Annotated in this window: 10 protein-coding genes; 3 read left to right on the top strand and 7 right to left on the bottom strand. The window is 53.3% G+C overall.

What is annotated here, in order from left to right:
• Positions 1 to 2: 2 nt before the first annotated feature.
• The 6 genes from RID21_RS18620 to RID21_RS18595 form a co-directional block, all read right to left on the bottom strand.
• The gene (locus RID21_RS18620; protein ID WP_350191413.1) at positions 3 to 218 is read right to left on the bottom strand and encodes a hypothetical protein; all 216 of its coding nucleotides are present in this window, start codon (positions 216 to 218) and stop codon (positions 3 to 5) included.
• A gap of 617 nt (positions 219 to 835) precedes the next feature.
• Positions 836 to 4,708, bottom strand: a complete 3,873-nt coding sequence (locus RID21_RS18615; RefSeq protein ID WP_350191411.1) for a WD40 repeat domain-containing protein — start codon at positions 4,706 to 4,708, stop codon at positions 836 to 838.
• Positions 4,709 to 4,725: 17 nt separating this feature from the next.
• Positions 4,726 to 8,784 (bottom strand): protein kinase domain-containing protein, encoded by a 4,059-nt coding sequence (locus RID21_RS18610; RefSeq protein ID WP_350191409.1) that lies wholly within the window; start codon positions 8,782 to 8,784, stop codon positions 4,726 to 4,728.
• Complete coding sequence (locus RID21_RS18605) at positions 8,777 to 9,610, bottom strand: RNA polymerase sigma factor (protein ID WP_350191407.1); 834 nt, start codon at positions 9,608 to 9,610, stop codon at positions 8,777 to 8,779. Before RID21_RS18605 ends, RID21_RS18610 begins: the two co-directional genes overlap by 8 nt.
• A 92-nt stretch (positions 9,611 to 9,702) precedes the next feature.
• Positions 9,703 to 10,404, bottom strand: coding sequence for a PspA/IM30 family protein (locus RID21_RS18600; protein WP_350191405.1), 702 nt, complete (start codon positions 10,402 to 10,404; stop codon positions 9,703 to 9,705).
• A 626-nt stretch (positions 10,405 to 11,030) separates the two neighbouring features.
• Entirely contained in the window at positions 11,031 to 12,470 is a 1,440-nt protein-coding gene (locus RID21_RS18595) for a sulfatase family protein (RefSeq protein WP_350191403.1), read from the bottom strand.
• A 368-nt stretch (positions 12,471 to 12,838) separates the two neighbouring features.
• Between RID21_RS18595 and RID21_RS18590 the strand changes: the two genes are divergently transcribed.
• From RID21_RS18590 to RID21_RS18580, 3 genes are all read left to right on the top strand, one after another.
• Positions 12,839 to 14,902 (top strand): DUF1592 domain-containing protein, encoded by a 2,064-nt coding sequence (locus RID21_RS18590; protein WP_350191401.1) that lies wholly within the window; start codon positions 12,839 to 12,841, stop codon positions 14,900 to 14,902.
• A gap of 46 nt (positions 14,903 to 14,948) precedes the next feature.
• Complete coding sequence (locus tag RID21_RS18585) at positions 14,949 to 16,298, top strand: DUF1552 domain-containing protein (RefSeq protein WP_350191399.1); 1,350 nt, start codon at positions 14,949 to 14,951, stop codon at positions 16,296 to 16,298.
• A gap of 351 nt (positions 16,299 to 16,649) precedes the next feature.
• Positions 16,650 to 21,257, top strand: a complete 4,608-nt coding sequence (locus RID21_RS18580; RefSeq protein ID WP_350191397.1) for an SEL1-like repeat protein — start codon at positions 16,650 to 16,652, stop codon at positions 21,255 to 21,257.
• A gap of 204 nt (positions 21,258 to 21,461) precedes the next feature.
• Here RID21_RS18580 and RID21_RS18575 read toward each other — a convergent pair whose 3' ends face one another.
• Entirely contained in the window at positions 21,462 to 24,101 is a 2,640-nt protein-coding gene (locus tag RID21_RS18575) for a hypothetical protein (protein WP_350191395.1), read from the bottom strand.
• Positions 24,102 to 24,232: the final 131 nt, after the last annotated feature.

The raw sequence follows: 24,232 nt of genomic DNA, 5'->3' as shown, positions 1-24,232 counted from the left end.
CATTACCCGTGTCGTGTTGCCTGGCATGTATGCCAGGGGCACATATGAATGTCTGAAACCAGGTGATCTTTATCGGCGTGAGTGCCGGTTGCATCCAGATCACTGGTTGCACACATCGATTCCAGTTGAACCTCGAGGTCGGATGAATTCAGCTCACCCGAATTGAACTGCAGGCGCAGTCCATCAATTTTGTCACGCATTAATGTAGTACTAGTCATCATAGTTCCTTTTTAACTGATACTGTTTTTAATGTGATATAACCAATACACCACTGGATAGTACCCGCTGATTCCCTCACAGAATCAGCAGTAAGCTCGTACTAAATGCTGAACTCTCCCTCCTTTCCGGATCAATGCGGCTGGCGACTGACAGTTAAGACGTAGATCTGGCGACCTCATGCCTGCTGAGAAACGTCGCCTTTCATTCACTTAATCAAGATCCGGACGAAGATCCCGACGCAGTCTGAAAAAAACGCAGAAAAATAGACAGAAATAATTCACAAAGAATGAGCCTGGCTGTCTGAAAGAGCTGTTCCTGCCTGCTGAAAAATAAATCGAACTCAACCAGGTGACTCTTTCTCGCAGGCAGGATTCCGATAACTACAATTCCAAGCTGCACTCATACTACATGGCGCTATTTTGACTGCGACTGTGCAAAGAAATTGGAAAGATCCGAAATAAAATCAGCAGACAGTGATGGAGTGATAGGCAGAAATGCTGTTTATTGTAGAAAAAAGGCGCGCCACCTCATTTAAACCAGAGGTTGCGAGCCGTTGTGGTGTGATTATTTGCAGAGAGACCCCGCCATGCGAGGTGTGGTTTCGCAGAAAGATTCTTTACTCTTTTTGTGGCTCCGATGCAGATTTTTCGTTCTGGAGATTACTCCTGGAAAAAATATCGGACAGAAACAAAACCTGCTCCCCAGACTCGACAAACCATCCTTTGATGCCATCACCATAAGAGGACGACAATATCACATCCTCTTTCGGGGAGAGTGCCAGCGCCGTAATAAAGGTCTGCGGATGGTACGCATAGGTCTGCACCTTTGCGCCGTCAAGATCCCACAGGTGAATTGCTTTCTTTGCCCTTCCCTCTCCAGTCAGGAACTGATTCCCCTCCGGTAAAAACTGTAATGCCCCCCCTTCTACCGTACTACGCAACTCCCCCTCCCTTGAAAACAGCGAAGCACGATGATTACAGGAAGCCAGGATCCACTTTCCATCCGAAGAAAAATCGAGGTCCTGAATCCCAAAAGTGGGAGGCACATGACGATCCAGTTCCATTGTCTGCTGTACCTGAAACTCGCCTGCAGATTCCGCACGTGTCCAGACCTTGACTGCGGGCTTCACTTTCTTGCCAAACGACTCCCCGCCGCACCCACCGGAAAGCAGGGTCTTGCCGTCTGGCGAGAATTTCAGTTTGGTAACTCTGGCGACGTGCTCTTTGAGAACCTGAACCGGCTGACTGGATTCTGTTTCCAGATCCCAGATCAGGATGTTTCCATTCTTCAAGCCACTCACAAAATATCGCCCCGACGGATCAAAAACGCCCGACTCGACGAAATCGGTCTCTCCTTCCAGAATCCGGACGACTTCGCCTGATGCCGTGTCCCAGATGGATACAGGCGTCGGTTCAGCCAGTTCCTGCATGAGCTCCCCAGGCATGGTGGTCGCGGTGGTCGCCAGATACTTCAGGTCGGAACTGAAACCAAGGGCCCTGGTCCCGATCGGCCCTGGTGAACGATACAACCTTCCGGTAACCGTTTTCGGATCGGAAAAATCCCAGATCAGCGCGCCGGTTCGTCCGTTGCAGACCCCCATCTGTCCGGTTTCTGAATGAAACTGAATCGTGTGGGGCTGCTGATGGGGATACAGGTCCGGGCCGGTCAACACCTGTCGTACCTGGGGAACCAGTTGACCGTCAAAGAGCTTAACGACTCCCTCCTTGTCGACCGTCACCATCCGATCCTGTTCCGTTGAAGTCAAAAGATACCGCACATCATGGGGATGCTGCTGGAGACTGGTCAGCTCCCGGCCACTCTTCCAGTCCCAGACCAGCAGTTCGTTACCTGCCATCGCGATCAACTGCGCACGATCCTTACCGAACGCTTTCGGAACCCAGAGAGGCTTGTTACGACCGGCATATTCTCGGACGATCTTTCCTTCCTTGAGATTCAGCAACCCGATCGTGTGGGTTTCGACCGTTTCCGGATAGGAATCCGGACTCCGGTTAGCCAGACTCCATTTCGTTCCGGAGACCAGCAGTTCCAATCCGTTTTCGGTAAATCCGATCGAATTAATGTTAGGCAGGCATGGCTGCCCCGTATAAATCAGCTTTTTCTGCTGCAAATCCCAGACATACAGAACATCCACCACATGCGGCAGTGCTCCGGGCGACCAGAATCCCGGATTGAATTTCTTATAGATGCCCCCGCGCACAAAGGCCAGCTTACTATCATCCGCGGTAAAGTGAACTTCCCTGACAAGCTGCAGAAAATCCCGCCAGTCGTATTTATCAACCATCGTTTCTTTAGCTCGAATATTGATTTCAGCAATCCTGCTCTGCGAAGCGACTTCCCAGAGTTCCACCTGATCTGCCAGTGCCACTGCGATGTACTTGCCGGTATTCGAAACACGATGTGCTTTCACGGGCTTGTCGGCGGGCAGCTTCAGGCTGGCGACTTCGGTAAATGATACGGTTTCAAAGATTTTGATTTCAGGCTGCTGATAGCAGCTGATAAATTTCACATTATCTGAAATACTCTTCGCGAGTGTTGCCTCCGGTGCGACATCGGGAAACAGAGTATATTCCTTCAACATCTGACGTGTTTCCAGATCCCATGTCTGAACCCGACCGCCGTCCAGGGAAATCATCAGCTGTGACCGATCGCTGAGATAACCAATCCCGCGGAGTTTTTCCATGTCTACTGTCAGCTGATCGTTGTCTTGTTTGGGGGATTGACTGCGTTTCAATTCCATTATATTCAGGGAGACTTCCTGCAGCGCCTCCAGCTTCATACGCTCTCCCAAAGCCGCAAACTGCTTTTGGGCGGCCTCCTCGTGCCCCTGAATCCAGTTCATTCCAGCCAGCAATGTTTCGTAGTAGTCCGTCTGCTCCACACTCAAGTGGGATGCATATCCCTTTACCATTCTCTGCATCTGGGGCAGTACATCATCAGAGCCATAGACTTCACGACTGCGGGCTCCACCAGGCCCCCGCATAAATTCATGACCGGCAATCATGGCCTGCAACGCATCCTGAAAACCAAAAGGCACCTGCGTATCAAAGCGTTCGGAATTGAGACATTCCATTCCAAACTTGAGCACCGGCTGATAACGCTTCCAGTTCTCGTAGATTGTGGGGGAAGGAATCAGAGAGCCGCGGTACAGCCGATACATGGGACGATAATCGAACTGGGCTGCGATGGCACGATCAAACCAGTATCTTGGACTCGCCGGTGAGAGCCGATCAAATTCGCCCTCATCATCAAGCAGAATGTCCGCGTACAACATCTGTGGATTCTGCCGATACGACATGGGATACAGTTTCAACGGGGCCTCTGGAAGTTCGGGAGCCAGCTGATACGCCTGCAGATATAACCGGTACGATTTACGCAGATGCCCCATGAACACGGATTTCACTTTTGCCCAGTCAGTCTGAATGAATTTGGTATAGGGGGGCCAGTACTCCCTGAGCGTACTCCCGTTGGTCCCCAGTTGATTGTAAAACGATCCCAGAATCATACTTTTGAGCCAGGGGTCAGCGTTCTCCTGGCTTTCCAGTGCGAGCATGAATGGCCCCAGAATCGGTTGATGCGCAGGAGCCGTGATGATTCCCATCTCTTCCAGATAAATCCGTCTTTCGAGACCAGATAGCTGCTTCTCCTTGATCGCTTTGAGAAAGTGGCGCGACATAGCCTCCCGTTTATCGGTCCCCTTCCCCACAAGTACCAGAGACTTCAGAATCTGAAAACTCACGATTTCCGAGTAACGGTCAGGGGTATACAGTTTATTCAGCTGTTGAGTCAGCGCGGTCATAACCCCATACATCTTTTGACTGGCAAGTGCTTCAATGACCAGGCTGATAACCAGAGGATCCCGACACCCCAGCTCAACGACCGCTGTGCCCTGCTCTGCCAGTTGCCCATCAGACTGGTCTGGATAAAACTTTGGTGAGCGGTGCTTTTGAAATCGTGCAATCGAAACCCAACGGGCTGCCTCTTTCAGAAATTCCCGCGCCGGCTCATCCCACCGCGGATCTTTTTCCCCATGCTCCTCATACTCTGTTAAAAACAGGTTCTGATACCAGTCCGCACGCTCCTGCTGAAACTGGTTCTCGGTATAGGTAACTTCGACCTCGTTCAGCGGCACGGGCTCGTAGTTCTTCTCCCAGGGAATCCCCGCAACCAGTTCCGGGTCGTATTTCATTTCGGCAACCGTGGTGGGTGGAAAGAGAAGTCGACCGCGATAATCGGTTCGCTCCTCCATCAACTGCCGTACGCGTTCCGCATCTTCGTCAATTTCCACGGGCGTTATCGGTTGAGATTTCAGTCTGTCCAGCTTGCTCTCAAAGGAGGCGTCAGTGAAATACTCCGCTGTTGTCGAGAACAGGCCATACTCACGGATGACTCCCACGGCCAGCAACAGCAGAAGTCCGCTGCCGATGATCCACCATTTGCGCGTTTTCTGTCTGCCAGTTTTTTGTTTCATCATCATCACTCCCAGGTTCAGGGAAGCTTCCAGATATTAACGTTTCCATCCTGCATCGCGGCAATCAGATGCCTGGTATCACGACTCGCTAACAGCGACGTCGCAGGTGAAACACCATCACGATATTCTTTAACCACACTGAGCTCACGGGTATCCCACAACCGAACCGCACCACTCCGGTATGCGGCCGCCAACAGGTATGCAGCGGGAACAAAGCAGAGATCCGTCACCAGGTCAGAATCAGCCTGCAGGACTCCCCGTTGCCCCAGATCTTCCTCGGAGATCAGATGAATCAACCCTCTCCGATCGGCAATGGCAATCAACTGTTCTTTCTCAGAGACAGCACAGGCGATCCCCTCATAAGCTGTCTGCAGAATGTCTTTTGGCGAAGTCTGATCATAATTCCAGAGTTCCAGCCCGTGATCCCCCGTGAGCATCAGCCAACCGGTGCGATCCTTGAACTGACTTAATTGCAGTACGGGCACTTTGAGCTGGAGCGACGATTTGACCTGGTTCAGTTCCGGAACCCAGCTCTTGATCTGCCCGCTCAGACTGCCTGCGAGAATCTGTTTACCGTGCGGATCCCAGGCGACGGATGAAACCGGACCTTCGAAGTCTTCCAGTTTCTTCAAGTCGGTTGTTTTTTTGAGGAATCGCTGTATCCGATTGGTGTAATCCATTTTTCGTACCCCCACATAATTGGTTCTGGCACCTTCCTGTCCCGTTCCGTATGCGAGGTACTCCCCATTCGGAGAAAATGCCAGACTCGAAATCTGATTTGGAGAATCCAGTTCAAAACTCGCTGGCGGATGATTCATGTTCCACACATAGATCATTCCATCTCCGCCACCCGCAAGCCAGATTCCATCGGGTGCAAGATCCAGCGCATGAATCGGTGTTCTGGCGTGAAACTGATACACTAAATCATCAGGAAGAGGGACCTCGGGCAGCAGGCAAAAATGCAGCGTCTTATTATCAGTCGCCACCACGCCCAAGGTCCCATTTTCTGACAGCAGCAGTTTTGCTCGCTTGCTGGACGTAATCTGTAAATCCTGCGTTTCAACCAGATTCCCTGTCGTGGTCTCCCAGAGTTTCAGACTCCGGTTGACCAGCGTTGCCGCACGGTTAACTTCGGGTGCAAATGCTGCTGCCTGGCTCCCGGGAGCGAAAGTACGCAGTTTTTCCGCAGTCAGTGCATTCCACACATCTATGCGACCAGCCGCAAAGGCGAGCGCGATTCGCGCATCTGTCGAAAGCGCCAGCTGGGCAGGTGTTGCTTCAGTAGGAAACACCTTTTCCGGTCGCGACTCCAACGAGTTCCACAGCACCAGTGGGTCACCGATGGGTATCTGATTTCCAATCAGAAGTCGACTCAGATTTCCATTAGCAGCCAGCTTCTGCGCACTGTTTCGACCGACTTCGAAACGCCGGATCTCCGTTCCGGATCGGATGTCCCAGAAACGGACGGTTCGATCATCCCCCAGCGAAACCAGTGTCGATTCATCTCCCGAAAATGCCATATTCAGGACCGGCTGTACGTGTCCTTCCAGTCGGCGGTATTCTTCCTTTCCACTTTTGTTCGTTTCAAACACGCGTATCGAGTGATCGCCGGCAGCAACAGCTGTCAGAGTTGCCTGCGGGGAAAGGGTCACCACCGTAATCCCGGCGGGTACACCTTCAAATCTGTCCTGTGTAACATTCTGCAGACCTTTACGATAATAATATTTCAGCAATATATTGTTCTCGAGTGCAGCGACTATCGTGTAAGCGGATTGATCGACGTACCGGGAAACAGCAATATCCATCGCACGCACCCTGGCTTGCAACGGGATAATAATCTCCGGGCCGGAACCGACTGGCCAGCGCTGAAACAGGGAGCCGGTCTGCGAAGCCAGGGAAACCTTCCCAGCAGGCTCCGACCGCCCGGAGACGGGAATGCTGACAGCAGCATTTCTCACGAGATAGATCAGCAGCAGGCAACCTGCCACCAGCGTCAGCAGTACCGCAACCCTCCGTCTGCGGAGAGGACGGCTCCCGCCCCTGCGGGTATCCGCGCTGTTCAACCGCGCCAGTAACACATCGCGTTCCGTTCGCACCTGTGCCAGTCGTGCATTCACCTGATGCAACTGCCGTTGTATCGTTTCTGCCTGTTCCTCCTGCTCCGCGCAGGCGTTACGCAGTTCTTCCAGCAGGAAATCTTCTCCGCTTTCTGTGTCGGCGGTAATCTGTGATTTTGCGTTAATGTCCCGCTGCAACTGCTTGAGCAGCAGCTGGGCATCCCGATTCAGAGACGACAGGTGATCGCGATGCCGCTCCAGCTTCAATATCGCCCGGTCGATCTGCATCTGGGTATTCTGCAACTGCTCCGCCCAGTGCGGAGACTTCGCCTCAAACCAGTCGAAGAAACGTTGCACAAGCCGTTCGCCAAGATGCGTTGGTCCGCGATTCAGCACTTCCAGTTCATCGTCAAAATCACTGAAGTCGGGCGCGGAAATAATTGCCGTTGCTGCGGCAGCAGGCGAAGTTCTGGCCACAGGTCTGAAAAAATAATCGACATCGTTCTGGACGATTTGATCGGCGTGCGAAGGCAACAGCTCTCCCTGCTGAAAGGCCCTGATGTCCTCCAGTACGGCCCTGGCATCCGCATAGCGGTGGGCCGGATCCTTAGCCATCATTTTTGAAACAATCGCCGTGACAGCAGCAGGCACCGGCCCCGCCACTTCGGACAGCGGCACGGGCCTCTCATACACATGCTGAAAGATCATCCCAGTGGGACTGTCTGCGGTGAAAGGCAGCTTCCCGCTGAGACACTCATAAAGCACGACTCCCAGCGAATAAAGATCACTACGGGCATCCACGCCCCGACTACTGCCCTGCTCGGGAGAAATGTAATCCATTGTCCCCAGGACCGTTCCGGAAAGCGTCGGCCCGCTGTCATCATTCAGTGATTTGACGAGACCAAAATCCACCAGCAGGTAACGGTCCGTTTCCCGCTCGCGGAGAATGTTTCCCGGCTTGACGTCTCGATGAACCAGTCCGGCCCGATGCGCGGCTTCCAGACCCTGCAGAATCTGTTCGATGACATTCAACGCCGCCGCGACAGACAGACATCCGCACGACAGCTGTTCTACCAGAGATTCTCCCTCGACGTATTCCATCGCAAAATAATGTTGCCCCAGATCCTCGCCTATGAAAAAGATCTGAACGATATGGGGATGAATGATTTTCGCCACGCTGGCGGCTTCGGAATAGAATCGCTGCACGAACGAATCATGCCGTCCCAGCTCCGGCGGCAGCACCTTGACGGCCACGGTGCGTTTCAGTGACTGATCGTAACCCTCGTAGACATCACCCATTCCCCCACTACCGAGCCGCCTGACGATTTGAAAATGACCAATCTGGTCAAATGGCAGTCGAGCGTACGATTCAGGCGTATCCGCCACGGTAGTTTTCGGCTCATTGCCCGGGCCGCTCGCATCAGTCAGGCGTTGCGTATCCGTTTGCAGAGCCTTTTGAATATTTCTCAGCAGGTACAGCAGAGCATCAATCTCCTCACAGCGCTGATCGTCATCGAACCCCAGCGTGAGATCGATCAACGTGTGGAGTTCAGACGGAATCCGTTGCAGAACCCGGGGGCTTTGCAGATAATCCGCAACTCTGCAATCCCCAGCGATTCGACAGGCGAGTTCTCCCAATGCAAAACTGTCAATCAGCCGCACGGGGAACTCTACCCCCGCCTGGTCCACGCGCTGCTGTGCCTCTTCGATATTCAGAGGTAATACCTGTAACTCCGCATGCTCTGCGACAGCATACCAGGTGGCAGCTGCGGGGAACGTCACTCGCTCGGACGTTTCCTCTTTCGCGGGGGTTACCCGCCATTCACTCCTCCCTTCAACCTGTATGATCCGGGAAGCATCGATCGATCCACACAAGCGGCCTGCCTGGTGACAGCCGCGGATCATCGTAGCTGCTGCCAGCAGAACATCCACGATCTCACTCAGATCCGACAGACGGGAAGCCGTTCGTCCGGCTGCCTTGTGAGGCTCTGCATAGTCCCGTTCGCGGTGGTCAGTCATGCTGTTCTGTCTTTCGATCGATGAATGAAGTCAGCTGCTGTAAGAGATCGGCCTTCGACTCGCGCTCGCGGCAACGGAGTTCTTCCGACTCTGTGGGAAGCTGATGGAACACAGCCTCCAGATCGCCGTGCATTTTCAGATACTCCCCCAAAGTCTGCCACTCCCTCTCGACTTCCTGAGCGAAGTCATCCTCATTCCCATACCTGCGAACATGCTCTTCAATGCCGCTGCGCAACCGGTCGGTAAACTGCCCCCTCGTCCGTTTATAGTGGTTTTCGACATCCGTCACCTTCAGGTTCAGGCAGTCCGCGATTTCCGGGTTAGATAATCCTTCCCGAACTCGACCGTAAAATACGCGGAATGCATTCACCCGCCCTCGCTTGAGAGAATCCTGCTGCAACTGCAGTAACGTTGACTGCAACAGTGACTCCGCCCAGGCTTCATAGAAACGATCTTCCGCAGGATCCCGTTCCCGCCTGGTAATCTCAGCAATCAGCACAGGCTTGAGTTCGTGCATGATTTTCTCACGACCCGACTGAAGCCGCGCGCGATTGGAAATCAGGTTCCTGACCACCACACACAGCATGGTACTCAGTCGGGAACGCCGGTCTTCCAGCCAGCGTGAGAGCAGATCGGCCGTGAAGAGTGTTTTGAAAGTCTCAGCAGTAATGTCCTCGGCATCCTGGGTTTTCAGGTTCCCGGAGCGAATCGCAAAGCGAACGACAGGCCCCCAGTAATCATCAAGAAACGTATTCCATTCCGGCGATTGACGATCGGTCGCGATACGTTGTATCAACGTCTGCCGGGTTTGGGGGAATCGATTCACGGACGCTGGGCCTTTTCCTTCCTGTAGGAGCGAAGCACTCTTCATTCTCAGTATTGCCGGATTCATTTGTCAAGTTTTCATCCTGAGAAGAATCAGTCCTTCTTCTGCTTCAGTGCATTCAACTCCTCTTCGATCTCCAGTGAATGAACTCCCTCAGCCAGAGAATCTTTGGCAAATGTATCCCGGGGATCCAGCATGGACATATCAGCCATAGCGTTTAACTCATCCATTGCATCGGCTTCCGCTTCTGCTTCTTCGACTTTTTCTCGCAGCCGATCGAACTTGCGAAATGCATTTGCATTAAAGGCTTTTGTCTGCTGGCAACTTAATGAAGTGCGCGACTGTTTCCGGATTTCTGCAGATCGCTTGCGCAGCAGTAAAGCAGACAACTCCCGCTTCGCTTCCGCCAGTTTGGCTTTCATGGCCGACAGTTGAACCTTCAGCGTTTCCCCTGCTTTTTTAACCGGCTCCAGTTGTTCTTTCAGGGCCTGGCTCAGGTTTTCATGTTCCTTTTTGCGGGCCAGCGCTTTGCGAGCCAGTTGATCGTCTCCGTTCTGGACCGCCTGCATTGCACGTTGCTGCCAGTTTTGAGCTTCCATTTCATTTTTGGTCAACTCCCGAATGAGTCGCTTCTCACCCGCCATCACACGTGCCGTATCCTGGGTTACGGTATCAATTGAATGTTCCATTTCCCGGATGGCCTGTTTCAACATGACTTCCGGATCTTCAAACTGATCGAGCATATCATGAATATTGGCCGCAATAATGTCGTTGATTCGTTCAAATATTCGCATGGGACATTCCTGATCTCTGTGTTCAGATTGCAGTAAAAATACAGACGTCTGTTTCATCTATCTGAGTGATGTAATGAAACATGACATTCGGTCAGAGAATATTTGATTTTTAGTTCTAACAGTTCCAATCCAGGCCAGTTCCTTCCTCCAAAATATCAATTGCTCTTCGACTTACAGAGATTTTCCCGGGTAACCGCCGGCACCCTGATCCCCTGCAGGCTACAGATCAGAACTGAGTGTCAGTGCGGTTGATTCCTCACACGATCCCAGACAGTCGGGGGGGTGTTAAAACACCTGCTGTAGAACTTCTCATGAGAGCAATGAGATTCAGATGTATACACTCAGTCCAAAAATAGTCCGACTGGGTCCGATTCAGGAAATCTCCAAAGCGATAGTCCTTCGGACCGCCTCTTCCCAAATCTCAAATTCAATGGGACTTATCGAAATCATTTTCAACTTGATATCCAGCTCAAAAGTGACACCCGCCACCATAAAAAGAGCCCCTTGCGATTCGCCGCAAGTGGCTCTTTTTTTACGTGACATACGGTACAGAGCTTTTCCAGCGCTCAGCCTGGCTGAACTCAGAGAATGAGTCACAGAACAAGCTTCATAGCTGATAATCAGAGTTACCGATAATCCTCCCAGAGGTCGGAGTTTTCATAACTGTCGCGAATGCGCCATTCGCGGAGGATAGCGAGCAGCGTTTTCTTCTTTTCGGCATGTTCGGGCGCATCCCAGAGGTTGTCTACCTCCAGGGGATCAGCTGTGAGATCAAACAGCTGGCCCCACGGTTCGTCCAGAAAGTGAACCAGTTTCCAATCTTGCGTGCGCACCATAGTCATAAACTTGCTGGTTGTCAGAATACCATCTTTGGCCTGTTCGGCAAAAACGACATCACGTAAACATGACGCCGCTTCAGCATCCGATTCCAGCAACGGCAACAGGCTGCGTGCTGCCATTGGTTCTGGTATGGGGATATCAGCAATCTCCATCAATGTGGGCCCCAGATCCATCTGCTGAACCAGACCATCAATTGTACGCGGTTGCCCAAAGCGACCTGGCGCCCAGATAATCATCGGCACACGCGTAATGACGTCGTACATGGTCCATTTCTGACTGTGTCCATGATCTGTCAGGCAATCGCCGTGATCGGAGCTGAAGATGACAATCGAGTTGTCAAGCAACCTTTTCTCTTCCAGAGCATTCATAATCTCCCCCACCTTTTCGTCAATCATCGTGACGTTCGCCAGATAATAGGCGCGCTGTCGGTGTCGCTGTTCTTCCGTGGGATCAAGGAGATGCACGACTGAGTCATGATCAACCTCGTGATTATGAATTCGCATCGCCTTCAACGGGTCCGGCTGGTTCGTCAGATCACTTTCCAGAACAGGTGCGATGTTGAGATCTTTTTTCAGATAAGACTCTGCGTACCGGGGAATCGGATCATAGGGAGGATGCGGACCGGGAAAACCAATTTCCAGAAACAATGGTTCGCTCACGGGGTAGTTGCGAATCCAGTCGACCGCCATATTCCCCACGAACATGTCAGGATGCATATCCTCATCCAGCAGCCAGTCGAAGGCCCCCAGGCTTTCTCTGTAATCAGGTAACTGGCGGTAGAGTTCCCGTTGCTGTTTCACCAGACCGCGGGCTCGTAAGGCTTTATCCCACTCATCGTAAAAGTAGCGTCCCTCCAGATAGCGATCTTTATTCTCCACCACGTACCGCTGATCGAAGCCCAGGGGAGTCGTGTAGGGCCAGCTGTGCATCTTGCCGATATTGACCGTCTGATAACCTCCCTCCTGCAGGTTTTCGATCCAGCCATGCTTCCAGGTATCTGCATTTTTCAGAATCCCCGTCGTATGTGGATAATGCCCCGTAAAGAGCGATGCTCTCGCAGGAGCACAGGAAGCTGCGGTGATGAAACAGTTGTTGAATACAATTCCCTCGCGATGCAGACGATCCAGATGGGGCGTTTCCATAAAATCATAGCCGGCGGCATGAATCGTATCGAAGCGCTGCTGATCGGTAATGATAAATATGATGTTTGGTCGTTGATCTGTCATTGGAATGCCCTGCGCCCCGGCTCTGGTGTAATACCTGTAATAAGTTGAGGTCTTTGATTGTATCAAAACGGTTTGGTTTATCTACCAGACACGAACAGACAGGCACAAGTACTGCAGCGGGATAAGGCTAAGTTGAAACAGAAAATCAAGAGCAGTTTGTTGCCAGCACTCCGAATTCAACCCCCAGCTTAATATTGCGCACTCCAACGAAATCAGGGGTTATCCACTCCGTAATAGACATCGTGGGGGGCACTGAGTTAATATATAAACGGTGAGTCATGCATAGCACGATCTCAGTCTTATCCTCAATGGTGAATCCCGGATCAGAGGCGACCTTGATATCACGATTTTCGTATAGCAGTGTTTTTGTGACGATCTGGCTTTCGCCCCTGTTCAGCCAGGGAGCTGAGCCTGCGTCTGATCCGCAGACTGACACTTTCTCGACCATCATCCAGCCGGCCTTTCAGCAGTTCTGTGTGAAGTGTCACGGTAAGAATGGAAAGGTGGAAGGCGAAGTCAATCTGCTCAGCCTGCAAAACTCCGATCAGCTGGTAAGCACTCCAGAAACGTTGCAGGATGTAATTGAGGCAGTCGACTCCGGATACATGCCACCTGAAAGTGAACAGCCTCTTGCTGAAAAGACGCGCACGCAACTGGTAGCCAGTCTGAAAGCCTACTTGAAGCAATCGATTGAATCAGCGGAGAACGTCCCGGGCACACCGATTCGACGCATGAACCGGTTTCAGTACAACAATGCCGTTCAGGATCTGTTCCAGCTGAAAGTGGAAGTCTTCTCACTCCCGGAACGGATGCTGCGGGAGTACGACAATTACTTTCAGCCACAGACCGGAAAGATGCCTCAGCAGGTGCGAGTCGGCAGTCGTCCGCTGGGCAAGTCTCAGTTGATCGAAAAACGACTGGGCGGAGTAGCCGCCTTTCCACAGGACCTGCGGGCCGAAAACGGGTTTGATAATCGAGCCGACCACCTCTCGCTTTCCCCATTACTGCTGGAATCATTTCTGAGACTGAGCCGTTCCATTGTCTTCAGTGCCGACTTCAACGCCAAAACCTGTGGTATCTGGAAGGAGTTCTTTGCAGCTCCGGCAGAAGGGACAGCGGAAGAAACACAGGCAATCGTGGAAGCGCGCTTAAGGAATTTTCTGACGCGCGCTTTTCGACGTCCCGCCAGTGACAAACTTGTGGAGCGTTATACCTCGTATGTTATAAGTCAGATACAACAACAAAAGTCTTTTACAGAGAGCATGCTGGAAGCGTCAGCAGCGGTACTGGCTTCGCCTCAGTTTTTCTATCTGTATGACCAGTCGGCTGAGGGGGACTCTCCCAATCGAACAGGCATTGATGATTTCAGCCTGGCTTCCCGTCTCTCGTTTTTCCTCTGGGGAAGTATTCCTGACCAGACACTGCTTGATCTGGCTGCGGCCGGGAAACTTCACGAGCCTGACGTACTAACCGAGCAGGTTGCCCGCATGCTGCGCGACGAACGTCTGAAGCGATTTTGCGACAGCTTTCCCACCCAATGGCTGCAACTGGAACGCATTATCTCTTCCACTCCTGATCGTCAGCGGTATCCGCAGTTCTACTTTTCCAAGTACCGTGCCAGCATGCATATGATGCTGGAGCCATTACTCTTGTTTGAAACCATACTGATTGAAGATCAGTCCGTCCTCAAGTTAATCGATTCCGATTTCAGTTATCGCAGCGATTTGCTGGAGGCCTGGTACCGCGATGGGACGCGCGGCAATCCAGGCTCACCGGTGACAGTGCAATTTCGACGTGTGCCTGTGAAAGATCGGCGACAGGGCGGAGTCATCACTAGCGCTGCCGTCATGACGATGACATCGAATGCCACGCGAACTCAGCCGATTACCCGCGGTGCCTGGATAGCAGGCGTCATTCTGAATGATCCCCCCAAACCTCCGCCCGCTGATGTCCCCTTACTGGAAGACAAGCCGCAGTCTGGCGAAGAAAACCTGACATTGCGTGAGCGATTCGCTGTCCACAGAAAACATGCCAGCTGTGCGGGCTGTCACCAGCGGATCGATCCCTTAGGATTTGCACTGGAAAATTATGATGCAGCCGGCCTCTGGCGTGAAACATACCCCAATGGACGAATGGTCGATGCCAGCGGTAAGCTGTTAAGCAAACATGAATTCACAAATATCATCGAGTTCAAAGATGCTTTGCTGAATGAAAAGAACCGCTTTACTCGGGCCTTTGCAGCACACCTGCTTTCTTTCGCCCTCGGACGCGAAATGGGAGCGGCAGATTCACTGGCACTCGAAAAGATTGTGACGGAAACAGCAGCCGCAGATTACCGGTTCCAGTCTCTCATCAAAGAAATCGTATTGAGTCGCCCTTTCTTACAGGGTACAGTCAGGCAGGGAAACCAGTCAGTGTCATTGAATCAGTAAACTCATCCTGAAAAGATCCCGTAACATGTTAGCGTAGAATGGCAGAATGATGATGAAAACCAGTCGGCGATCATTTCTCCGCGGAGCAGCAGGTGCGACACTGGCATTACCCTGGCTGGAAAGTCTCGCGCGTTCTGAAGATCCTCCGCAACCCGCCCAACGCCTGGCAGTCTTCTATGTGCCCATTGGTGTGGTGCGTCGCGGTTTCTTTCCGGGCGAACAGGATGCGGCAATCCCCAAATTCACTAGCAGTCAGGAAGAGATTACCCGGGAAACCGGCCTGAAAGTCGGCATCCGACCGCTGCAACAGCTGACACCCACTCAGCAACCACTCGAAAAAGTAAAACAGAAAGTCACGCTCATCACCGGCATGGATCGCTTCTACAAGCATGGAAGCGATGTTCACGCCCAATGTGCCTCCTGTTTTTTAAGCAGCGCCACTGCCCATGCAGTCAAGTCGTCGGTGTACCCCCTGGCGCGTACGCTCGATCATATCATTGCGGACTACGTCGGGGAGCAGACTCCCTTCCGCACCCTGGAACTGAGTTGCAACAGCCATCGGGACAACAAAGAGTCGATCTATTTTGACAATATCTCCTGGTATGGCACGGAGCATGTTGCGCCATCGATGCGCGACCCACGGAAAGTCTACCGCCGCATGTTCGGCACACAGGAGAATCAGGCCTTTCGCGACATCACGGGACTGGTTCTCGAAGATGCACGCTCATTAAACAGACGACTCGGCCGGGCAGACCGTGAGAAATTTGAGGAGTACTTCGATGGCATCAGGACGATCGAAGAACAGATGGACAAACTCGATCAGATCAAACATGAAATAGGCAAAGCTTCTGTCAAAGAACCAGATAATTCACAACTCCCCCGTGGCCAGTATATTCGCCTGATGGGAGACCTGATGGTCGCAGCCCTGCAGGTCGGTTTAACCAATGTGGGCACCCTGATGATTGGCCCCGAACGCTGGGATACTCCCATGCGCTACGAATCGCTGTTCGACAAACCGATGAGCCATCATCAGATGTCGCATAATCAAAACAAGTACATGAAAGAACTGCTGCAGGTGGATCGCTTCCATATGGAACAGTTTGTTTATCTCGTTGAGAAGATGGATGCCATTCACGAGGCGAATGGAACAACATTGCTGGATAATACCATCTTTACTTATGGCTCAGGTCTGGGAGACGGTGCCACGCATCAATATACCGACCTGCCCATCGTCGTCGCCGGTTCGGGTGGAGGACAATTAAAGACCGGACAGCATCTGCACTGCTCAGATGGCACGGCCCTGGCAAACCTCTGGCTCACCCACGCACATGTCATGGGCCTCAAGCTCGACCGCTTCGCCGACAGTACGGGCCCCGTCCAGCAATTACTGACCTGATCCAATCGCCCCCCTAAAGAAAATTTAGAGTGTCATGATTGTGTCCGTCGATCATCAAAGAAATTGGCACTGCTAATCACGGTTCTCCAATAGTTTTTAGTTCGAACATTCATTCTGGACCTTGAGATCCTCTATGTATAGAATAAATTAATAAGCATATGGGAATCCAGTTCCCCCTGCTTAGCGAGACCAAAGCGAGGAAGTCATGGGTGATGTTTTCGCGCCGATTCGCCCATGAATTCAGCCGAAGAACTATTGTTCCCTGTGAGCAGCCGGAAGGGTAGATTCGTGAGATATTTTGTCGCTGTCATCATACGTAACTTTTCATTTTTAGCAAAAAGTTGGGGCGTAATGCTCCTGACGATGGCGCTGCTCATCGCCCCGGTTCAGGCCCAGGTCGATATTGGTGCACTACGTAAGAAAGCGGACCAGGGTGATCTGTCAGCGCAGGTTGATCTCGGCGTCCGCCTTCTGCTGGGCAACGGGGTCATCGCCAATGTCCCCCAGGGACGAGAGTGGCTGGAGAAAGCAGCGAAAGCCGGGAGTCCGCAGGCGCAATATCAACTGGCCTGGACCTGCGCGCGAGGCCTGGGTGCCGAACCGGATTTCAAGCAGGCAATCGAGTGGCTGCAGAAATCGGCTGATCAGGATTACCCCCCGGCACTACATGACCTGGCCCGGGAATACCGCAATGGCAAGCTGGTCGAGCAGGACTATGCGAAAATGGTCGCACTCTTGCGTCGCGGTGTGAAGCAAAATGACATTCAATGTCTGAAGGGACTGGCGCTATGCTACCGCGAAGGCTGGGGCGTTGAAGCCGACCTGGGTGAAATGACACGCCTGCTCAAAATCTCAGCCGACCTCGGAGATCTCGATTCGCTGTCTGAAGTTGGCTTCTCCTACCTCGAAGGCCGCGGTGTCGAGGTCGATCTGGCCCAGGGAATCAAATACACCAAGGCTGCAGCTGAGCGCGGATATCCCGCAGCCATGCACAATCTGGCATACTGCTATAAAAATGGATTGGGAGCCGAGAAAGACATAGATCAGGCGGCGCAGTGGTATGCCCGGGCCGTTGCCAAAGGTTACCAGAAAAGCGTCAAGCATCTGCAGGAGTTCGCCAGTCAGGACAACAAGCTTGCCCAATACCAGTTGGGAATCATGTATCGCGATGGTCAGGGGGTCAAAGCCGATCTCAAACAGGCCCGTCAGCTGCTGGAGCAGGCCGCTCAGCAGGACTATGGCCCTGCCGCCTACGAACTCTGGGTCGCCTATCGCGATGGGACATTTGTCACCAAAAACAAAGAGAAGGCCTTTAAGTGGCTCGAACAGGCAGCCGCACAGGAAGAACCAAAAGCGGAATACGATCTGGGAATGGCACTTGCCAAAGGCGAGGGAGTTGAACAGGACACCAAGCGGGCCACCGACTTGCTGATCAGCGCGGGCAGGCACGGTTCCCCCCGGGCTGCTTATGACTTGAGTCAAATGTTCCGCACGATGAAGAGTTTCCCGGAACACGAAAAGTACTCGCAAATCTGGCTAAAAGAAGCGATTGAGAAACACAAGTATCCACCGGCCATGTCTGATCTGGCTTTTCGTTATTTTTACGGTGACGGAGTCGAAAAAGACATGAAACTTCATCGGTTCTGGGCCGGGCAGGCGGCGCAGCGTAACGACCCCGCAGGGCAGTACCTGTTGGGCTCCGCTTATCTGTTTGGTCGCGGAATAGAAATTGACTTACCTTTGGCGCACGACTGGCTGAACAAGAGCGCGAAACAGGATTACGCGCCGGCGGCAGAGCGTCTCGGAGTACTCTATCTGGAGGGAAGGGGCTGTGAAAAAAATCTCCGCACCGCATTTTACTGGCTGCGAGTAGCAGCAAGGCACGGGAGCTCCACGGCAGCCGAGAAAATCGAATACCTGGCCAATTCGGATCTCGGAGGAGTTCCCAGGGCCTATGCCGAGATGCTCAAGAAAGGGGACGGCGTTGAGCAGGATCAGGCCAAAGCGGCTAAGTGGCTTCAGCGGGCGATAGACCAGGGTGATCAGGCAGCCACCCACGAACTGGGCCTCATGTATCTGCAAGGGGTCGGCGTCGAGCAGGATCCGGACAAAGCCCTTGAACTCATCAAGCAGGCAGCCGAGAAGGACTATGCACCTGCCATTCTGAAACTGATCAAAGAATATCGCACGGGCAAACACTGGAAGAAAGACGAGAAACAGGTGTTCGCCTGGTCAGAACGAGGAAATAAACTCGGACTGCAAACAGCCACGCTGACTCTGGCCCAGGGACTGTTTACCGGAGAGGGAATTGAGCAAGATGAATCCCGCGCTCTTCAGCTGTTCAAGTCGCTCGCAGAACAAGGTAACACCAAATTAGTGGTAATGTTGGCCAACCATTATGGAGGGCGTACCAATACTGTCGAAGCGGACGACCAGCAGGCTTTCTACTGGAATCGAAAGGCGGCTGAACAGGATGACGCAGCGAGTGCCGCCCGATTGGGGTTCTACTACTACGAAGGTATCGGCTGCGATATCAACTTCGATGAGGCGTATCGCTGGACGAAATGGGCCTACGACCAAGGTGCTGAGGTTGCCAGGTTCAATCTGGCCGAGCACTACCATCATGGACAGGGCGTTGAGAAAAATCTTGTTAAGGCGCGGGAGCTCATTGAGCCACTGGCAAAAGCGGGCAACGCCCAAGCCATGTATGCCATGGGGACCTTGCTGACTGACGTCGAAGATAAGCCGGATTCCGAGACAGTTGCGGAGGGGGTCAAATACTTCGAGCAATCGATTGCAAAAGGCACAAAGCAGGTTGCGAAGTGGCTTGCCGAGGGCCCAGAAGGTCAGAACATGGCCGCAGGCTGGAGCAAACTTGTTGCCAAAGCCTCAAACAATCTCGGAATCCTTTATTGGACTGGCGAGCTTGTCGAAAAAAACATCGACAAAGCGCAAAAGCTATTGCGAACCGCGGTTGAAGGCAATATCCCACTGGCGATGGCTAACCTGGGCCGCCTGTACCTGGAAGAAGATCTGGGGGAGGAGCGCAAAGCAGAGGCGCAAAACCTGTTCCAGAAGGCCATCGATGGTGGACTGGTCGATGCCCATTCTGATTTAGGAGAGGGCTTCCTGTTCGGCAGTTGGGGAAAAAAGGATCTTGAAACAGCGCGCGAGTGGTTTGAGAAAGGACACGCCGCGGGGGATCGAGGATCGACCGTCTGGCTGGGATATCTCTACATGGGAGGCAACGGGGTCGATCGGGACACCCAAAAAGCCAGGGAGCTCCTGACCGACGGAGCCGGGCGCGGGAGTTCACTCGCCAAAAAACTGCTGGCGCAGCTCAAGGAAGAGCAAACCACCGACGTGAAGGAACTGGCCGCCCTAAAGAAACAACCTGAACCGTCAACCAACAGTACCCGGGACGACATTTCCGGGGAGGAGACAAGTTCACCGTCAGAGTCATTGGCAACCGTAGAAGGTTCAGACACCAAAACACTTTCCGAACTGGAACTACAGCGACAACAGGCCGCTGCAGGAAACACCGCGGCGATGGCGCAGCTCGGCTTTCGCTTGTCCTTTGACGAATTGCATCGGGATGAATGGGATTATGCCGAAGCAGTCAAGTGGCTGACTGCTGCCGCCAGACAGGGCGACAGCGATTCACAGTATTATCTCGGCGAACTGCTCATCGCAGGGCGTGGGACAGGCAAAGACACGCGGGCCGGCATCCAGTGGGTCGAGAAAGCGGCGGCGGGGGGCAATGCCACTGCCGCCATGATGATGGGTTTGTCCTACAAGCGGGGGCAGTTCGTCAAGAAAAATCCCCAACGGGAATTTGACTATTACAAGCAAGCGGCAGAAGCGGGGGAAGCTACCGGCATGCTCCTCCTCAGCGTCGCCTATGAATTTGGAGTGGGGACGCCACGCGACATGGACCAGGCGATTCACTGGTGTCGTCGGGCCGCAGAGGCAGGTAACGCTCAGGCCATGCGTAATCTGGGTCAGTTTCTGTTGCAAGGCAAGCATGTGGATGCAGATCCGGCCCAGGGAATGGATTGGCTGCGTCGAGCGGCAGAGGCGGGAAATGCTTCTGCCAACACAAAGCTCGGTGTCTGTTATGAAAAAGGACAAGGTGTCGAGCAGGATCTGGCGGAGGCAGTCAAGTGGTATCGCAAAGCCGCGGACCTGGGTGACGCAGAAGGCCAGGCGGAACTGGGCTACGCCTATCTATCCGGCAATGGCGTTGCGGTAGACAATGAGCAGGGATACTTTTGGTCCAAGCAAGCGGCGGCACAGCAGTACCCGATGGGACTCAACAATGTCGGCTACTGTTACCATCGTGGAAAAGGGGTGCCTCAAGATTTAGATAAAGGGATCGAGTTTTACGGCTACGCCGCACGGCAAGGCTACGAACAGGCCCTGCACAGTCTCCAAAAACTCGCCAAAGACAAGCATGATGAAGCCTATTACCAACTGGGCTACACCCTCGTCTTCGGAACCAAATTACCCGCCAAACCCAGGGAAGGTGTTTTGTATCTCAAGCTGGCGGCCCGCCACAAGCACCCCGCCGCGATGACGATGCTCGCGCGAATGTACGCGAAGGGTACAGTGGTCAAGCCTGACGAAGAACAGGCTATTGCCCTGGTGCAGGCCGCAGCCGAAAAGGGCAATACGATGGCAATGAACGACTGGGCCGATCGACTCAGAAAGGGCACCGGTGTGACAGTCGATCTCGATGCTGCCGTAGACTGGTATTGGAAGGCAGCCGAGAAAGAGGACCGCGCGGCTCAACTCAAGTTGGCCCAGATGGTATCTGACGGTCAGGCCAAATCCCTGAGCGAGATGCAACTGCAGACGCTCAAGAGCTGGTTGCAGGCAGCTGCGAACCAGGGCGATCAGCAGGCTCGCAAACTGCTCACCAGGATTGGAAACATAACAAACAAGCCCACCGGGAATTAGACCAGTTCGATTTCTCACCGGAACAAAATGCCCCGCTCTCGCTGTCCCGTATCATCTCAAATCATTTCGCAGTCATGTTTCGCAACACCGCCTTCATTTTGTTCAACTGAAGCGCACTCTCGTAGATGAAGATCAAGCAGCTTAACAGGTAAGGCTTTCCATTAGCCATGCGAGGAGAACAGCTCGGGCTGCTGTGGAGACCGTCTATCGTAATAGTGCAACAGCCGCCTGTCTCAGCCGATCAAAATTCAACAGAGTCTGCCGTTCGTATTCCGCTGTCCCCGCATCGTCATCGTTTTGCTTCCGCACCGATCCAGTCAAGGTGACATAGTGATCGATAAAGGTCCGCATCTGACTGGCTGACCAGCCCTGCCGCTGTTGCACCAGTGTCAGATATTCGATGAGTTGCTCCGCTTCGCGATAGGCTTTCAGACGTGTCGAGTGGCGGATCACCGTTTTTCCCTCCGGTGTTTGATCGAAGATGAACAGTCCCAACTGATCAGCCTGTCGCAACGCCTTACCTGATTTATCGACCGTCTGCCAGGGAACGAGACCGGTCGCCCCATGTCGCCAGGCATCCACAGCCCAGGCCTGCAACTGACGATTACTCTCGTGAACCGGGTTCGAAGTACCATAAACCCAGACCTGTAATCCATCCCTCTCCATCCGGTCGGTGACCAGCCTGCGATAGTTCTGAAACGCCGAGGCCGAAACAACCCACAGGTCTCCCCGCCCCGCGAGTTCTCCCCGGGTATATTCTGGTCGGGAAATATCGATCCGGTAGTCGACCTGAATCTCGTCGGCGCGTCTCAGTCCGCGGTCCGTCAGCTCGCCATAATACTGCAGCGCATGATAGTCCCAATAAGCCGACGGTTCATCCAGAATCCATGGCGCTTTGGTCTTCTCGTTCAGAGACCCTTTGTTGTTGAAATACACCTGAAAACCAGCCTGGGACCAGCCCCGGGATTTTGCCAGTCGCACAAAATCATCCAGCACATTCACATACGTCTCAGCATAAACCGGAGTGTCTTTAAAGGCACGATACGCATCAGGATCCCCATTAAAATACGCCCGGCAGTTCAGCGGCCAGCTTTCATGAAACGTCAGGTAGAACCCCGGCGCCGGAATCCGACCGCGGTGACCATCCTCAAAACACGATCCATCAAGATACGGGCCAAACGCTTCGGCAAAGTCGTCCCAGTAAGCCCGCTTCGCCCCCGGCTCAATGGCATCGTACCGTCGATTATTCATTCGGCGACCGGAGCGGAGACGCATATCGAGGTTACTCTTCCGGGCACCAGGGGCTGCGGTATGATGAGAATAATGCAGAATGTTCGCATGCACCCGATGGTCGTAGGCCACCTGCTGCAGCGCGTAATAATCGTCAACATGGTCCGGGAGACCATAGCCGTTCATTTCACACAGGAACGACGCCTTCCGCGGAAGTCGGACAGGCAGCACGGTCAACTTGAGCGGAACTTCACGACCATCGGAAACCGTGAGCTTCCCGGTATAGTCCCCTGCTGTTGCCTCGAACGCAACGTAGCAGTCGACAAAGACTGCCTGATCCTGCTCTCGATCTAAAGGAATCGTTTTCGGCAGAGGTACCAGCGGATCTGGAATTTGACGCCCCTGGGTCGGAACGTATTTTGCCTGAAACAGATCCATACGCCAATTCTGAGCATCGAGCTTGCACTCGACGGAAACTTCTTTGTCACCACGCAGGAGTACCTGAAAGCCGACCACTTCACCGGCGGCGGCCGTCAGGTGAATTCGCTGGCCATCGAACAGGGAATTATGTGTCCGATAATCCGGGGGCAAGTCCCCCACGGCGCGTCCCTTCTGGTCGTACTTGTCAGTCACGGGAATCACTGCCAGACCAGACACGGGAGCTCTGGCAGCAGGCAGCGGGCGTACTTGTGGAAAACGGACTGCTGCAGTACTGAAAAGTTTCCCTGTTACTTTAACGGGTTGCGACTGCTGTCCTGTGCGGTTGACCGTGATCACTTCCACTGTATGCTGCCCCGACTTTGTCACGCGCTCGGGAAGGTCGCGTAGCGGAATCGTCTGCCTGACGCCGGGATTCACCAAAGGGATATTATGCCGTCCTAATGGATGCCCATCCACCAGAACGCTGTAGGCAAAGCCACGCTGTGGTGCCTTCAGTGTCAGTTGAGCAGACGCTCCATCAACGGGGACCAGCTGCAATGCTGTGGCAGGCAGTGGTGCGTCGTCAGAACGGTCTTCGGTCTCAACCAGCAGGTACGGCTGTTTGCTGGACTGTTCACGCGAGAAGATCGTGGGGTTCCGTCCGTAATCCGTTTCGTGTTCATGCAGTGCCAGTCCGAAGGCAACGCCTGTGGTCATGGCATGAATCAGATCGACCGGCACCTCGCAGTGGTACTGACCGTCACGCAGTTCAAACTCGGACTGCTGGACCAGGGTAAATGCATTTCCGCCTGAAACAGCAGGAAATCGTGCATTAGGATAGCCCCATCCGTTGACGCCCTCAATGCCCGCAGTCAAACCCGTTGATGTCATCTCCTGCCAGGGGGTCGCGATCGTGGAGAGCGTGACTGCCGAAATCGTCTCTGCGGCGGGATAACAAACCAGTTCGGCCCGCGTGATTGTCTTCCCCTGTACAGCCGCCAGATCGAAGCTCAGTGCCACGATGTGCTGGTTCCCCTTGATCCGAATACGGCCACTCGAACCAGCATTGACCGACCACTCTTTGTCAACCATGACTATCGAGTTGTCCTGGTTGGCAGGCAGACGGACCGAATCAGCCCAGACACTCGCACTCCCTGCAAAAAACAGAATCACGACACATGCAAATCTCATCATCAGGAGTCTCACTTCAAGGAAAACCTATCTTGCAGTTGGAGAAATCTGATTCAGATTTTATTTCAGGGAGAGGCCGCAGTTCAATACCATTCACGCTTAATCGTATGAAGGAGGAATGGACGGTCTTCACA

The sequence above is a fragment of the Gimesia sp. genome (assembly GCF_040219335.1).
Taxonomy (GTDB): Bacteria; Planctomycetota; Planctomycetia; order Planctomycetales; family Planctomycetaceae; genus Gimesia.
Note: the sequence above shows the minus strand (reverse complement) of the source record. Positions and strands in the feature narration are given on the sequence as shown.

What these genes read in the sequence shown, in the direction of transcription:
- RID21_RS18620 (WP_350191413.1), bottom strand. Translation starts at nt 218, where the DNA reads ATGACTAGTACTACATTAATGCGTGACAAAATTGATGGACTGCGCCTG.
- RID21_RS18610 (WP_350191409.1), bottom strand. Translation starts at nt 8,784, where the DNA reads ATGACTGACCACCGCGAACGGGACTATGCAGAGCCTCACAAGGCAGCC.
- RID21_RS18575 (WP_350191395.1), bottom strand. Translation starts at nt 24,101, where the DNA reads ATGATGAGATTTGCATGTGTCGTGATTCTGTTTTTTGCAGGGAGTGCG.
- RID21_RS18580 (WP_350191397.1), top strand. Translation starts at nt 16,650, where the DNA reads ATGCTCCTGACGATGGCGCTGCTCATCGCCCCGGTTCAGGCCCAGGTC.
- RID21_RS18585 (WP_350191399.1), top strand. Translation starts at nt 14,949, where the DNA reads ATGATGATGAAAACCAGTCGGCGATCATTTCTCCGCGGAGCAGCAGGT.
- RID21_RS18615 (WP_350191411.1), bottom strand. Translation starts at nt 4,708, where the DNA reads ATGAAACAAAAAACTGGCAGACAGAAAACGCGCAAATGGTGGATCATC.
- RID21_RS18600 (WP_350191405.1), bottom strand. Translation starts at nt 10,404, where the DNA reads ATGCGAATATTTGAACGAATCAACGACATTATTGCGGCCAATATTCAT.
- RID21_RS18595 (WP_350191403.1), bottom strand. Translation starts at nt 12,470, where the DNA reads ATGACAGATCAACGACCAAACATCATATTTATCATTACCGATCAGCAG.